At 75.2% G+C, this 13,922-nt stretch carries 11 protein-coding genes and 1 pseudogene; 6 read left to right on the top strand and 6 right to left on the bottom strand.

The window, feature by feature from the left end; genetic code table 11:
* Positions 1 to 2: 2 nt before the first annotated feature.
* The 5 genes from ABIE39_RS13835 to ABIE39_RS13815 all read right to left on the bottom strand — a co-directional run bounded on the left by ABIE39_RS13835 (position 3) and on the right by ABIE39_RS13815 (position 4,216).
* Positions 3 to 503 (bottom strand): hypothetical protein, encoded by a 501-nt coding sequence (locus ABIE39_RS13835; RefSeq protein ID WP_175009752.1) that lies wholly within the window; start codon positions 501 to 503, stop codon positions 3 to 5.
* 134 nt (positions 504 to 637) lie between these two features.
* Positions 638 to 1,510: a metal ABC transporter permease gene (locus ABIE39_RS13830; RefSeq protein WP_061267940.1), complete on the bottom strand. Its 873-nt coding sequence runs from the start codon at positions 1,508 to 1,510 to the stop codon at positions 638 to 640.
* Complete coding sequence (locus tag ABIE39_RS13825; RefSeq protein WP_354052186.1) at positions 1,507 to 2,271, bottom strand: metal ABC transporter ATP-binding protein; 765 nt, start codon at positions 2,269 to 2,271, stop codon at positions 1,507 to 1,509. Before ABIE39_RS13825 ends, ABIE39_RS13830 begins: the two co-directional genes overlap by 4 nt.
* Complete coding sequence (locus ABIE39_RS13820) at positions 2,268 to 3,236, bottom strand: metal ABC transporter substrate-binding protein (RefSeq protein WP_354052184.1); 969 nt, start codon at positions 3,234 to 3,236, stop codon at positions 2,268 to 2,270. Before ABIE39_RS13820 ends, ABIE39_RS13825 begins: the two co-directional genes overlap by 4 nt.
* 161 nt (positions 3,237 to 3,397) lie before the next feature.
* Positions 3,398 to 4,216 carry an IclR family transcriptional regulator gene (locus ABIE39_RS13815; protein WP_209829028.1) on the bottom strand — a complete coding sequence of 273 codons (819 nt, stop codon included), beginning with the start codon at positions 4,214 to 4,216 and terminating at the stop codon, positions 3,398 to 3,400.
* On the opposite strand from ABIE39_RS13815, the pseudogene ABIE39_RS13810 reads away from it, so the two are divergent.
* The 6 genes and pseudogenes from ABIE39_RS13810 to hutI all read left to right on the top strand — a co-directional run.
* Positions 4,215 to 4,607 (top strand): annotated as a pseudogene (locus tag ABIE39_RS13810) (helix-turn-helix transcriptional regulator); the annotation flags it as partial. The gene ABIE39_RS13815 and the pseudogene ABIE39_RS13810 overlap by 2 nt on opposite strands.
* Positions 4,608 to 4,845: 238 nt before the next feature.
* Complete coding sequence (locus ABIE39_RS13805) at positions 4,846 to 5,256, top strand: VOC family protein (protein WP_175009747.1); 411 nt, start codon at positions 4,846 to 4,848, stop codon at positions 5,254 to 5,256.
* 238 nt (positions 5,257 to 5,494) lie between these two features.
* Complete coding sequence (locus ABIE39_RS13800; protein ID WP_354052182.1) at positions 5,495 to 7,879, top strand: ATP-binding cassette domain-containing protein; 2,385 nt, start codon at positions 5,495 to 5,497, stop codon at positions 7,877 to 7,879.
* A 241-nt stretch (positions 7,880 to 8,120) separates the two neighbouring features.
* Positions 8,121 to 9,734 (top strand): histidine ammonia-lyase, encoded by a 1,614-nt coding sequence (gene hutH, locus ABIE39_RS13795; RefSeq protein ID WP_354052180.1) that lies wholly within the window; start codon positions 8,121 to 8,123, stop codon positions 9,732 to 9,734.
* Positions 9,735 to 9,765: 31 nt separating this feature from the next.
* Positions 9,766 to 11,445, top strand: a complete 1,680-nt coding sequence (gene hutU, locus ABIE39_RS13790; protein WP_175009744.1) for a urocanate hydratase — start codon at positions 9,766 to 9,768, stop codon at positions 11,443 to 11,445.
* Positions 11,442 to 12,731: an imidazolonepropionase gene (gene hutI / locus ABIE39_RS13785; RefSeq protein ID WP_175009743.1), complete on the top strand. Its 1,290-nt coding sequence runs from the start codon at positions 11,442 to 11,444 to the stop codon at positions 12,729 to 12,731. Before hutU ends, hutI begins: the two co-directional genes overlap by 4 nt.
* 33 nt (positions 12,732 to 12,764) lie before the next feature.
* Here the strand turns inward: hutI and ABIE39_RS13780 are convergent, their stop codons facing one another.
* Positions 12,765 to 13,781 carry an arginase family protein gene (locus ABIE39_RS13780; protein WP_209829025.1) on the bottom strand — a complete coding sequence of 339 codons (1,017 nt, stop codon included), beginning with the start codon at positions 13,779 to 13,781 and terminating at the stop codon, positions 12,765 to 12,767.
* Positions 13,782 to 13,922: the final 141 nt, after the last annotated feature.

Below are 13,922 nucleotides of genomic sequence, written 5' to 3'. Positions count from 1 at the left end.
ACTCAGGCCCCCGCGCGGCTCGTCTCGCCGCGCAGCGCGTCGATGTGCGCCTGCAGGCGCTCCAGCGCGACGGCCACGCCCTCGCCCGCGTCGTGCGCGAGGTCCGTCACGTGGCGGAGCTGGGCGGACGCCGCGTCGAGCGCGACCTGGGCGTCGGCGAGCGCGACGGCCGCGCGACCGTCGGCCGCCTCGTCGTCGTCGGTCGCGCGCTCGAGCGCGGAGCGGGCCTCGTCCGTCGCCGCCTGGACCGACTCCACGGCGTCGAGCACGTCGTTGCGGAGCACGGGGTGCAGGGCGGGGAGCTGGGCGTGCACGCGGTCGAGGTCGTTCCCGATGGTCTCCGTCTGGACCTGCGCGTCGGCGATGAGCTGCTGGACCTCGGCGGCGCTCGCCGTCGAGCACATCGGCAGCATCATGGACAGCGCGAGCAGGCTCGCCGCGGCGAACCGGGCAGACGTACGCGTGCGCTGCGGCGTCGTGGGCTCGCTCGTCCTCGCTGACATGGCCACAAGTCTCCCGGGCGAACCTGAGAAGCACCAGGGAATCGAGGGCGAATTCATGGAGATTTCGCACACAGCGCACGCAGGAGACGTGGTCCGGCGGTCCGGGCCGGGTCCGGGCCGCCGGACGCGGCCTCTCAGACGCGCGCGAGCCGACGGCGTCGGGCCGCCGCGACCCGCGTCCCGACGAGCCCGTGCCGCGGGCTGAACAGGTAGGCGAGCGCGAACGCCACGCCCAGCGCGACGACGACCGTCCCGCCCGACGCCGTGTCGAGGTAGTAGCTGACGTAGATGCCCACGACCCCGCACACCGCCGCGACGAGCGGCGAGATCCACAGCATCCGCGAGAAGCGGTCGGTGAGGAGGTACGCCGTCGCGCCGGGCGTGATGAGCAGCGCGACCACGAGGACCACGCCGACGGCCTGGAGCGCGACGACGACCGTCAGCGCGAGCAGGCCGAGCAGCAGCGCGCCGAGCCGTCGGGGCGAGAGGCCGATCGCGTGCGCGTGCGTGGGGTCGAACGCGTAGAGCGTGAGGTCGCGCCGCTTGAGCACGACGACCGCGAGCGTCACCGCACCCAGCGCCAGCACCTGGAGCAGGTCCGCGCGCGACACCCCGAGCAGGTTGCCGAAGAGGATGTGGTTGAGGTCCGTCTGGCTCGGCGTCACGGAGATGAGGACGAGCCCGAGCGCGAACAGCGTCGTGAACACGACCCCGATCGCGGCGTCCTCCTTGACGCGCGACGTGTCGCGCACCGCGCCGATGAGCAGCACCGCGAGCAGCCCGAAGACGAGCGCGCCGAGCGCGAACGGCGCCCCCACCACGTACGCGAGCACGACGCCCGGCAGCACGGCGTGTGAGACGGCGTCGCCCATGAGGGACCAGCCCACGAGCACGAGCCAGCACGACAGCACGCCGCACACGATCCCGGCGGTCACCGTGACGGCGAGCGCGGTGCGCAGGAACTCGAACGACAGGGGCTCCAGGAGGGTGGCGAGGAGGTCGGTCACGGGGCCACCTCCACGCCGAACGCGAGCGCGAGGTTCTCGGGCCGCAGGACCTCCGCGGGCGTCGAGTGCAGGAGGACGCGGCGGTGGAGCAGCACCGCCTCGTCGGCGAGCTCGGGCAGCGCGTGCAGGTCGTGCGTCGAGACGAGGACGGTCGCCCCGCCGGCCGCGAGCTCGCGCAGCAGCGCGGTGATCGTCGCCTCCGTGCGCTTGTCCACGCCGGCGAACGGCTCGTCGAGCAGGAGGATCGTCGCACCCTGCGCGAGCCCCCGGGCGACGAACGCGCGCTTGCGCTGCCCGCCCGAGAGCGCGCCGATCTGCCGGTCGGCCAGGTCGGTGAGCTCGACCCGCTCCAGCGCGTGCGCGACGGCGTCGCGGTCGGCGGGCCGCGTGCGCCGCGTGAAGCCCTGGTAGCCGTAGCGGCCCGTCATGACGACGTCGCGCACGCTCAGCGGGAACGCCCAGTCGACGTCCTCGCTCTGCGGCACGTACCCCACCGCCTGGGCGCGCCGGGCGCGCGCGGGGGGTGCGCCGTCGACCAGGACGGTGCCGCGGTCCGGCCGGACCATGCCCATCACCGCCTTGAACAGCGTCGACTTGCCCGAGCCGTTCATGCCGACGAGCCCGCACACCGTCCCCGGCCCGTGCGAGGACCCCAGGGCGAGGGTCGCGCCGTCGAGCGCGAGGACGTCGCCGTAGTGGACGGTGAGGTCGCGCACGTCGATCGCGGGCGTGCCCGACGGCGCCCGGCCGCCCGCGCTCACGCGTCACCGTCCGCGGTGGTGCCGGTCAGGCCCGCGACGATCGTCTCGGTGTCGTGCCGCAGGAGGTCGAGGTAGGTCGGCACCGGGCCGTCGGGCGCGGAGAGGGAGTCGACGTAGAGCGTCCCGCCGAACGCGGCACCGGACTCGCGCGCGACCTGCCGCATCGCGTCGTCGGAGACGGTGGACTCGCAGAACACGGCCGGGACGTCGTGCTGCTCGACGAACTCGATGGCGCCGACGACCGACTGCGGCGTCGCCTGCTGCTCGGCGTTGACCGCCCACAGGTACTTCTCGGTCATCCCGGCGTCGCGCGCGAGGTACGGGAACGCGCCCTCGCACGTGACGAGCGCGCGGTGGCCCTCGGGCAGCGCGTCGAGCGCAGTCGCGAGCTCGTCGTGCACGGCCGCGAGCTCGGCCGAGTAGGCCGCGGCGTTCGCCGCGTAGTCGTCGGCGTGGGCCGGGTCGAGCTCCGCGAACGCGTCGGCCATGTTCTGCACGTAGACCTGCGCGTTCACGGGCGACATCCAGGCGTGCGGGTTCTCCTTGCCCCGGTACTCCTCGGCGGTGTCGTCGCCGAGCGCGATGGGCTCGATGCCCTCGCTGACGACGACGTGCGGCACGTCCAGCCCGTCGACGAACCGCCCGAACCACGCCTCGAGCCCCATGCCGTTGTCGAGGATCAGGTCGGCGTCCGCGGCCCTGCGGACGTCGCCGGGCGTCGGCTCGTAGCCGTGGATCTCCGCCCCGACCTTGGTGATCGACTCGACGCGCAGGTGGTCGCCCGCCACGTTCTCCGCCATGTCGGCGAGCACGGTGAACGTCGTGAGCACGACGGGCCGGCCGTCGTCTGGCGCGGTCGCCCCCGCGTCCGTGGCGCTCGAGCAGCCGCTCAGCGTCGCGGCGGCGAGCACCGCGACGGCTGCGGCAGCACGGGATACGGACCTCCGCGTCAAAAAGTTCGGCATACCGAAAAATCTAGTCGGCACGCCGGCCGCACGCAACGCCGCTTCCCCCCGGTCCGCCGAGGTAGAGCCCAGGTGCCGCGAGGTAGAGCCCAGGTCCCGCGAGGTAGAGCCCTGGTTCAGCGAGGGAAGTGACCAGGGCTCTACCTCGGCAGACCAGAGCTCTACCTCGGCGCGGTCGGGGAGGTCGGGGAGGTCGGGGAGGTCGGGCGGGTCGGCGTGGCCCGGGCGCCCAGGCGGCGGCTGACCTCGGCGGCGGCGTGCCCGACGGCGGCGGCGAGCTCCGCGCGGCGGGCGGGCGGGGCGTCGTCGGACCAGAAGGTGAGGGCGATGCCGGCGACGGGGAGGCCGGTGTGGTCGACGGCCGCGTGCGCGACGGACGCGAGGCCCGGGGTGACCTCGCCGTCCTCCTCGGCCCAGCCGCGCCGTCGGACGCCGCGCAGCACCTCGCGCAGGGCGCCGAGGGACTGCGGCCCGACGCCGGTGCGGTCGGCGAACGCCGCGGCGCCGGGGAAGAGGGCGCGGACCTGCGCCGCGGGGAGCCCGGCGAGGACGGCACGCCCGCTCGCGGTGAGGTGCGCGGGGAGGCGGACGTCGACGTCGGTCACGAGCGTGGGGCGGCGCGGCGCGCGCTGCTCGACGAGGTAGAGGACCTCGCGCCCGTTCAGCACGGCGAGGTGCGCGCTCTCGCCCGTCGACTCGACGAGGCGCGCGACGACGGGCCGGGCGAGCCGCGCGAGCGGCGCCTGCCGCGCGTAGGCCGACCCGAGGGCGAGCGAGGCCGTCCCGAGCCCGTACCGGTGCTCCTCGGGCAGGTGCGTCACGAAGCCCTCGTCGACGAGGACGGACAGCAGGTGGTAGACGGTCGAGCGCGGCAGCCCGAGTCCCTGCGCGACGGCGGCCGCGGGCGACGGGCCCGCCTGCGCGGCGAGGAACGTGAGCACGCGCACGGCCTGGCGCGCGGCGGGGACGTCGCTCGGCATGGAGGCCACGGTAGGCCCGTGGCACGATCGAGGCGTGACGACGACGCCCGACGACCAGCGCCTGCGCGACCTCGCGCGCCTGCGGCGCGTGCGCGACCGGATCGACCGCGAGTACGCGCAGCCGCTCGACGTCACGGCGCTCGCGTCCGGCGTGCACGTGTCCGCCGGGCACCTGAGCCGCGAGTTCAAGGCCGCCTACGGGGAGTCGGTGTACGCGTACCTCATGACGCGGCGCATCGAGCGCGCCAAGGCGCTGCTGCGCCGCGGGGACCTGAGCGTCACGGACGTGTGCTTCGCGGTGGGGTGCTCGTCCCTGGGGACGTTCAGCACGCGCTTCACCGAGCTCGTCGGCGTGCCGCCGAGCGTGTACCGACGGCGTGCGGCCGAGTCCGACGCCGGGTCCCCGGCTGCCGCGGAGTCGCGGGCGGCCGCGGCGGCGGGCACCGCGCGCGGCGCTGCGCCGGGCACATCGCCGGGCGCTTCGCCGGAGACCACGACGGGCACCGACGCGGGCGCCGTCCCCGGCACGGAGCGGCTGGACGGGATGCCGGCGTGCGTCGCGCGGCGGGTCACGCGACCGGTCAGGAATCGAGAAGCGCAGGCCGGACGACGGTCCTAGCGTCGTGCTCATGAACCTCACCATCAACTCCAGCTTCCTGCCCCAGACCGACCCCGACGCGTCGCTCGCGTTCTACCGCGACGTGCTCGGCTTCGAGGTCCGCAACGACGTCGGCTACGAGGGGATGCGGTGGATCACCGTGGGCCCGGCCGACCAGCCGGACACCGCGATCGTGCTGCACCCGCCGGCCGCGACGCCGGGCCTCAACGACGACGACAAGCGCGCCCTCCTGGACATCGTGGCCAAGGGCGCGTACTTCGGCGTCAACCTCGCGACGCCCGACGTCGACGAGACGTTCGCCCGGATCGAGGCCGCGGGGGCGGAGGTCGTGCAGGAGCCGATCGACCAGCCCTACGGCGTGCGCGACTGCGCGTTCCGCGACCCGGCGGGCAACGAGATCCGCATCCAGCAGCGCTCCTGACCTCCGCACGCCGCGGGCCCGCCCTGACCACCCGGTCTCGCGCCGCCGTCGTGCACGACGCGATGAGTCCCGACCGCGCGGCCGGTCCTCACCCCCGGGACGTCCACGCACCGCACCCATCCACGCGCCGACCGTCCGGCTCTCCGGCAGACTCTCCCCGGGCTGCCGGGAGCGGGCGGTCGGCGCCGTCGACCGGTCGCCCGACCGCGCGACGAGGCTCGACGACGAGGAGACACGCATGAGCACGGCCACGACGACGGGAACGTCGACCTCGGAGCGCCAGGACCCCGACGCGCACGACGTCATCCGGGTCCAGGGGGCGCGGGCGAACAACCTCCAGGACGTGAGCGTCGAGATCCCCAAGCGGCGCCTCACGGTGTTCACGGGCGTCTCCGGGTCGGGCAAGAGCTCGCTCGTGTTCGACACCGTCGCGGCCGAGTCGCAGCGCCTCATCAACGAGACGTACCCGGCGTTCCTCCAGGGCTTCATGCCCACGCTGGACCGCCCCGACGTCGACGTCCTCGAGGGGCTCACGACGGCGATCGTCGTGGACCAGGAGCGCCTGGGCGCCAACCCGCGGTCCACGGTGGGCACGGTGACCGACGCGAACGCCATCCTGCGGGTGCTGTTCAGCCGGTTCGGCGAGCCGCAGGTGGGGCCGCCCACGGCGTTCTCCTTCAACATCCCCGCGCGCAAGGCGAGCGGCATCATGACGTCGGCCACCGGGGAGAAGACGATCGTCCGCAACGCGATCTACCACGGCGGCATGTGCCCGCGGTGCGAGGGACGCGGCGCGGTCTCGGACCTCGACCTCACCGAGATCTTCGACGACTCGAAGTCCCTGCTCGACGGCGCGATCAAGGTCCCGGGGTACACCGCCGACGGGTGGATGGTGCGCGGGTTCGCCGAGTCGGGGTTCTTCCCGGCCGATCGGCCGATCCGGGAGTTCACGGAGCAGCAGCTCGAGGACTTCCTCTACAAGGAGCCCACCAAGATCAAGGCGATGGGGATCAACGTCACCTACGAGGGGCTCATCCCCAAGATCCAGAAGTCGATGTTCTCCAAGGACGTCGACTCGCTCCAGCCGCACGTCCGTGCGTTCGTCGAGCGTGCGGCGACGTTCGCACCGTGCCCCGAGTGCGGCGGCACGCGCCTGTCGGAGTCGGCGCGCTCCTCGAAGATCCGCGGCGTCAACATCGCCGACCTGTGCGCGATGCAGATCACCGACCTCGCCGCGTGGATCCGCGACCTCGACGACCCGCACATGGCGCCCGTCGTCAACGCCCTCGGCGAGAACCTCGCGTCGTTCGTCGAGCTCGGGCTGGGCTACCTCAGCCTCGACCGGCCGTCGGGCACGCTGTCGGGCGGCGAGTCGCAGCGGATCAAGATGCTGCGCCACCTCGGGTCGTCGCTCACCGACGTCACGTACGTGTTCGACGAGCCGACCATCGGCCTGCACCCGCACGACATCGACCGCATGAACGGCCTCCTGCTCCAGCTGCGCGACAAGGGCAACACCGTCCTCGTCGTCGAGCACAAGCCGGAGACGATCGTCGTCGCGGACCACGTCGTCGACCTCGGCCCGGGTGCGGGCACGGCCGGCGGCCGGGTGACGTTCGAGGGCACGGTCGACGGGCTGCGGGCGAGCGACACCGTCACCGGCCGCCACCTCGACGACCGTGCGACGCTCAAGGAGGAGGTGCGCTCGCCGTCGGGCTCGCTGGAGATCCGCGGCGCGGACGCGCACAACCTCCAGGACGTGGACGTCGACGTCCCGCTCGGGGTGCTCGTCGTCCTGACCGGGGTGGCCGGGTCGGGCAAGAGCTCGCTCGTCGAGGGGTCGGTGTCGCGGCGCGAGGGCGTCGTGACGATCGACCAGAGCGCGGTGCGGGGGTCGCGCCGCAGCAACCCCGCGACGTACACGGGCCTGCTGGAGCCGATCCGCAAGGCCTTCGCCAAGGCGAACGGCGTCAAGCCCGCCCTGTTCAGCGCGAACTCCGAGGGCGCGTGCCCCGAGTGCAAGGGCGCGGGCGTCATCTACACCGAGCTCGGCTTCATGGAGACCGTCTCGACCCCGTGCGAGGACTGCGGCGGCCGCCGGTTCCAGGCCGCGGTGCTCGACTACACGCTCGGCGGGCTGAACATCGCCGACGTGCTCGACCTCCCGGTCGCGAAGGCGCGCGCGTTCTTCTCGTCCGGCGAGGGCAAGGTGCCGGCCGCCGCGGCGATCCTCGAGCGCCTCGACGACGTCGGCCTCGGGTACGTGAGCCTCGGCCAGCCGCTCACGACGCTGTCCGGCGGCGAGCGCCAGCGCCTCAAGCTCGCGACCCACCTGGGCGACACGGGCGGCGTCATCGTGCTCGACGAGCCGACGACCGGCCTCCACCTCGCCGACGTGCAGAACCTCCTCGGGCTCCTCGACCGGATCGTCGACGCGGGCAAGTCCGTCATCGTCATCGAGCACCACCAGGCGGTCATGGCGCACGCGGACTGGATCATCGACCTCGGCCCCGGCGCCGGGCACGACGGCGGTCGCGTCGTCTTCGAGGGCACCCCGGCCGACCTCGTGGCGGCCCGCTCCACGCTCACGGGCGAGCACCTCGCGGCCTACGTGAACGCCTGACCACTGCCACCGCCCGTCCCTCCCACCCCCCTCCCCACCCCGCCCGGTGCCGAACAGGCGATCGTGGCGCGTCCCGGGCAGCTGACGCGCCACGATCGCCTGCTCGGCTCGCCGGGGTGGCCTGGTGGTGGGGGGCGGTATCTCGCGGTCCGGGACGGAGCAGGGCGTTGTGTCTGGGATGCCAGACTGAACCTGTCGCGGCGGGCTCCCGGCGCGTCGGGGCGCGGTGTGTCCTGGGGGCATGACAGCGACGACGCACTCCCCGGCCGTCTCCGACCCCGCCCGCGCCGCGCGCGTCGTCGTCGTGGGCGACGGCCCGCTGACCATCGACGACGTGGTCGACGTCGCGCGGCACGGCGCGCGGGTCCGGCTCGCCGACGCGGCGGTCGAGGCGATGGCGGCGAGCCGCGCCGTCGTGGAAGGGCTCGCGGGCGACGACCGTCCGCACTACGGCGTCTCGACCGGGTTCGGCGCGCTCGCGCGGCGGCACATCCCGGTCGAGCGGCGCGCGCAGCTCCAGCTCAGCCTCGTGCGGTCGCACGCGGCGGGGTCGGGGCCGGAGGTCGAGCGCGAGGTCGTGCGGGCGCTGCAGCTCCTGCGGCTCGCGACCCTGGCGACCGGGCGGACCGGGGCGCGCCCCGTCGTCGCGCACACGTACGCCGCGATGCTCGACGCCGGCCTCACGCCCGTGGTGCGCGAGTTCGGCTCGCTCGGCTGCTCGGGCGACCTGGCGCCCCTCGCGCACGTGGCGCTCGCCGCGCTCGGCGAGGGCGAGGTCCGGGACGCGACGGGAGCCCTCGTGCCCGCCGCCGACGCGCTCGCCGCGGCCGGGATCGTGCCGCTCGCGCTGCGCGAGAAGGAGGGCCTCGCGCTCATCAACGGCACGGACGGCATGCTCGGCATGCTCGCGCTCGCGCTGCACGACCTGCGGTCCCTGCTCACGACGGCCGACGTCGCGGCGGCGGCGAGCGTCGAGGCGCTGCTCGGCTCGGACGCGCCGTTCGCGGCGGACCTCGTGGCGATGCGCCCGCACCCCGGCCAGGCGGCGTCGGCCGCGAACCTGCGCGCGCTGCTCGACGGCTCGCCCGTCGTCGCGAGCCACCGCACGCTCGACGCCGACGGCCGGCCCGCGTGCACGCGCGTCCAGGACGCGTACTCGCTGCGGTGCGCGCCCCAGGTGCACGGCGCCGCGCGCGACACGCTCGACCACGCGGCCGCCGTCGCGCGCCGGGAGCTCGCGGCAGCGATCGACAACCCGGTCGTCACGGTGGACGGGCGCGTGGAGTCGAACGGCAACTTCCACGGGGCCCCGGTCGCGTACGTGCTCGACTTCCTTTCGATCGCCGCGGCCGACGTCGCGAGCATGAGTGAGCGCCGCACGGACCGGTTCCTCGACAAGGCCCGGAACGAGGGCCTGCCGCCGTTCCTCGCCGACGACCCGGGCGTCGACTCCGGCCTGATGATCGCGCAGTACACGGCGGCGGGGATCGTCTCGGAGCTCAAGCGGCTCGCGGTGCCGTCGAGCGTCGACTCGATCCCGTCGTCGGCCATGCAGGAGGACCACGTGTCCATGGGGTGGGCCGGGGCGCGCACGCTCCGCCGCGCCGTCGACGGGCTGGGCCGCGTCCTCGCGATCGAGCTGCTCACCGCGACGCGCGCGCTCGACCTGCGCTGCGACGCCGCGTCCCTGCACCCGGCGCGGGGGACGGGTGCCGTGCGCGACCTCGTGCGCACGGTCGCCGCGGGACCCGGACCGGACCGCTACCTCGCGCCCGAGATCGAGGCCGTGACCCACCTCGTCGCGACGGGCGCTGTGACCGCGGCGGCGAGCGCCGCCGTCGGGCACCTGGCCTGAGACCCACCCGACCCGAAGGAGCGAGACGACCATGGCCCACGAGCCGACCCACCGCCTCGGCACGCCCGTCCCCGTCCGCGCCCCGCGGGGCACGACCCTCACCGCGCGGTCGTGGCAGACCGAGGCGCCGCTGCGGATGCTCATGAACAACCTCGACCCGGAGGTCGCGGAGCGGCCCGACGACCTCGTCGTCTACGGCGGCACCGGCCGGGCGGCGCGCGACTGGCCGAGCTACCACGCGATCGTCCGCACCCTCACGACGCTCGCGGACGACGAGACGCTCCTCGTGCAGTCGGGCAAGCCGGTCGGGGTGCTGCGGACGCACGAGTGGGCGCCGCGCGTGCTGCTCGCGAGCTCGAACCTCGTGGGGGACTGGGCGACGTGGCCCGAGTTCCGGCGGCTCGAGGCGATGGGCCTGACGATGTACGGGCAGATGACGGCGGGGTCGTGGATCTACATCGGCGCGCAGGGCATCCTCCAGGGCACGTACGAGACGCTCGCCGCGGTCGCCGCGAAGCGGTTCGGCGGGACGCTCGCCGGGACGCTGACCCTCACCGGCGGGTGCGGCGGCATGGGCGGCGCGCAGCCGCTCGCGGTGACGCTCAACGGCGGGGCGTGCCTCGTGGTCGACGTCGACCGGTCGCGCCTCGACCGGCGCGTCCGGGAGCGGTACCTCGACCTGGTCGCGGACGACCTCGACGCCGCGGTCCGGCTCGTCGAGGACGCGCGGCGCGAGCACCGGGCGCTCTCGGTGGGGGTCGAGGGGAACAGTGCGACGGTCGTGCCGGAGCTGTTGCGGCGCGGGGTCGAGGTCGACGTCGTCACGGACCAGACGTCGGCTCACGACCCGCTGTCGTACCTGCCGGTCGGGGTCGACCTCGCGGACTGGGCCGACTACGCCGCCGCGAAGCCCGACGAGCTCACCGACCGTGCGCGCGAGTCCATGGCCCGGCACGTCGAGGGGATGGTCGGGTTCCTCGACGCCGGTGCGGAGGTGTTCGACTACGGCAACTCGATCCGCGACGAGGCGCGCCGCGGCGGCTACGACCGGGCGTTCGACGTCCCCGGGTTCGTGCCCGCGTACATCCGGCCGCTGTTCGCGCAGGGCAAGGGCCCGTTCCGGTGGGCCGCGCTCTCGGGCGACCCGCGCGACATCGCCGCGACCGACGCCGCCGTCCTCGACCTGTTCGACGACGAACACCTCCACCGCTGGATCCGCGCCGCGCAGGAGCGGGTCGCGTTCCAGGGCCTGCCCGCACGCATCTGCTGGCTCGGGCACGGCGAGCGCGACCGCGCGGGCCTCGCGTTCAACGACCTCGTGGCGTCGGGCGCGGTGCGCGCGCCGGTCGTCATCGGCCGCGACCACCTCGACGCCGGGTCGGTCGCGTCCCCGTACCGCGAGACCGAGGCCATGGCCGACGGCTCCGACGCGATCGCCGACTGGCCGCTGCTCAACGCGCTCACGGCCGCGTCGTCGGGCGCGACGTGGGTCTCGATCCACCACGGCGGCGGCGTGGGCATGGGCCGCTCGATCCACGCGGGCCAGGTGTCCGTCGCGGACGGCACGCCGCTCGCCGCGGCGAAGCTCGCGCGCGTGCTGTCGAACGACCCGGGCCTCGGGGTGCTGCGCCACGTCGACGCCGGCTACGACGACGCGGTCGCCGCGGCCGAGCGCGGCGGGCTGCGCGTCCCGACGCGGGAGACGACGTGACGGGGCGCCGCGCGACAGGCGGCCCCTCGGCGCCCGGGTCGACGCTCCTCACCGGCATCGGCGAGCTGACGACCAACGTCCCGGGCGGCCCCGGCACGCGCGACGGCGACCAGACCGGCCTGGTGACGGACGCCGTCGTGCTGCTCGACGGCGGCCGGGTCGCCTGGGCGGGTCCGGCCCGGGAGGCGCGGGACGCCGTCGGGCACGCGCTGGACGGACGGGAGCCGGACGTGACGGTCGACGCGGGCGGGCGCGCGGTGCTCCCGGGGTTCGTCGACTCGCACACCCACCTCGTGTTCGCGGGCGACCGCGCCGCCGAGTTCGAGGCGCGCATGGCCGGGCGCCCGTACGAGGCGGGCGGCATCCGGTCGACCGTCGCCGCGACGCGCGCCGCGTCCGACGACGTCCTCCGCTCCGGGCTCGCCCGGCACCTCGACGAGGCGGCCCGGCAGGGCACGACCACGGTCGAGGTGAAGAGCGGCTACGGCCTCACCGTCGCGGACGAGGAGCGGTCCGTGCGGCTCGCGCGCGAGGCGACGCCCGAGGTGACGTTCCTCGGCGCGCACGTCGTGCCGGTGGAGTACGCGGGCCGGGCCGACGCGTACCTCGACCTCGTGTGCGGGGAGATGCTCGCCGCGTGCGCGCCGCACGCCCGGTGGGTCGACGTGTTCTGCGAGACCGGCGCGTTCACGCCCGAGCAGTCGCGCCGCGTCCTCGAGGCAGGGGCCGCCGCCGGGCTCGGCGTGCGCGTGCACGCGAACCAGCTCGGGCCGGGGGAGGGGGTGCGCCTCGCCGTCGGGCTGGGCGCCGCCGCGGTGGACCACTGCACGCACCTCACCGACGACGACGTCGCGGCGCTCGCGGGCTCGTGGACCGGCGGCGGGGCCCGGTCGAGCGGCGCCCCCGGCACCGTCGCGACCCTGCTCCCGGGCGTCGAGTTCTCCACGCGCCAGCCCTACCCCGACGCGCGACGGCTGCTCGACGCGGGCGCCGTCGTCGCGCTCGCGAGCGACTGCAACCCCGGGTCGAGCTACACGTCGTCGATGCCGCTGTGCGTCGCGCTCGCCGTCCGCGAGATGCGGATGACCGTCGCCGAGGCCGTGTGGTCCGCGACCGCGGGCGGTGCGCTCGCGCTGCGGCGGGACGACGTCGGGCACCTCGCCCCCGGCGCCCGGGCCGACGTCGTCCTGCTCGACGCCCCGAGCCGCACCCACCTCGCCTACCGCCCCGGCGTCCCGCTCGTCTCGGCGGTCTGGAAGGACGCCGTCCGCCTCCCGCCGAGATAGAGCCTCCGGTCACGCGATAGGGCTCGGAGCGTTCTACGTCGCGACCGGACGCTCTACCTCGCGGAGGGCGACGCCGGCGGCGAGCTCGAGGACGCAGAGCGCGGCGAGGCGGACGGTGCGGCCGTCGGGGGCGTCGGCGGTCGCGTCGACCTCGACGACGTCGGCGGAGCGGAGCCGGTCGTCGAGCGCCGCGGCCCGCACGAGGGCGCGCAGCTCCCACGCCGCGATCCCGCCGGGGACGCTCGCGGGGCAGCCCGGGGCGACGGAGCGGTCGCACACGTCGACGTCGACGTCGAGGTGCACCGGGCCGCCCGCGGCGCCCGCTACCTCCATGGCCGCACGCATGACGTCCTCCGGGCCGCGCCGGCGCAGCTCGTCGACATGCACGACCGTGATCCCCAGCTCGACGGCGCAGCGTGCGTACTCGGCGGAGTTCGCGAAGTCCGCGATGCCGACCTGCACGACCCGCCGCGGGTCGAGCCCCGCCTCGACCAGCCGCCGCACCGGGGACCCGTTGGACACGCCGTCGCGCAGGTCGTGGTGGGCGTCGAGCGTCACGAGACCGGCGGTGGCGAGGTCGTCCCCCCACGCGCCGAGCGCGGTCGCGACGGTCACGGAGTTGTCGCCGCCCAGCGCGACGAGCAGCCGTGCGTGCTCCAGCGCGGCGCGGACGGCCGCGCGCGTCCGGGCCTCGCCCTCCGCGCCGTCGGGCTCGTCGACGTCGCCGAGGTCGGCGAACGTGAGCCCCGCCAGGTCGACGGGACCGGCCCGCCCGCCGAGGCCTCGAGCGCCGACGGCGGCGACGGGTCGCACGCGGGCGGCGGGGCCGCCGTCGGGCAGGGGGCGGTCGGGGACGAGCGCGGGGCTGAACCGGCGCAGCGCGGCGCGCACCGCGGCCGGCGTCGCGTGCGCGCCGGTCGGCGAGAGCGACGTGCGCCAGGCGGGGACGCCGAGCAGCGCGACGTCGACGGCGTCGCCCGTCGGCCCGGGCCAGTCGCCCGCCCGGGGCCACGACGGGTCGTGCGGGAGGGGCTGTGCGTCGTCGCTCACGGTCCCGACGCTAGCGGCCCGACGGCCGCCCCGCCCCGCGCGCGGCCCTAGGGCGTGTCTCCTAATGAGGGCCATGGAGCGACAGAGCAAGTGACCTCGCGATCGCTCTGATTGCCGGACCTCAGTGATCAGGTCGAGGGT

Origin of the sequence: Cellulosimicrobium sp. 4261 (assembly GCF_040546915.1) — a bacterium.
In the GTDB taxonomy this organism is placed as follows: Bacteria; Actinomycetota; Actinomycetes; order Actinomycetales; family Cellulomonadaceae; genus Cellulosimicrobium; species Cellulosimicrobium cinnabarinum.
This window is presented reverse-complemented; position numbering and strand designations above follow the sequence as displayed.

Excerpts from the sequence above, each read along its gene's own strand:
- ABIE39_RS13835 (WP_175009752.1), bottom strand. The coding sequence starts at position 503 with ATGTCAGCGAGGACGAGCGAGCCCACGACGCCGCAGCGCACGCGTACG.
- ABIE39_RS13820 (WP_354052184.1), bottom strand. The coding sequence starts at position 3,236 with ATGCCGAACTTTTTGACGCGGAGGTCCGTATCCCGTGCTGCCGCAGCC.
- ABIE39_RS13815 (WP_209829028.1), bottom strand. The coding sequence starts at position 4,216 with ATGCCGAGCGACGTCCCCGCCGCGCGCCAGGCCGTGCGCGTGCTCACG.
- ABIE39_RS13805 (WP_175009747.1), top strand. The coding sequence starts at position 4,846 with ATGAACCTCACCATCAACTCCAGCTTCCTGCCCCAGACCGACCCCGAC.
- ABIE39_RS13800 (WP_354052182.1), top strand. The coding sequence starts at position 5,495 with ATGAGCACGGCCACGACGACGGGAACGTCGACCTCGGAGCGCCAGGAC.
- hutH (WP_354052180.1), top strand. The coding sequence starts at position 8,121 with ATGACAGCGACGACGCACTCCCCGGCCGTCTCCGACCCCGCCCGCGCC.
- hutU (WP_175009744.1), top strand. The coding sequence starts at position 9,766 with ATGGCCCACGAGCCGACCCACCGCCTCGGCACGCCCGTCCCCGTCCGC.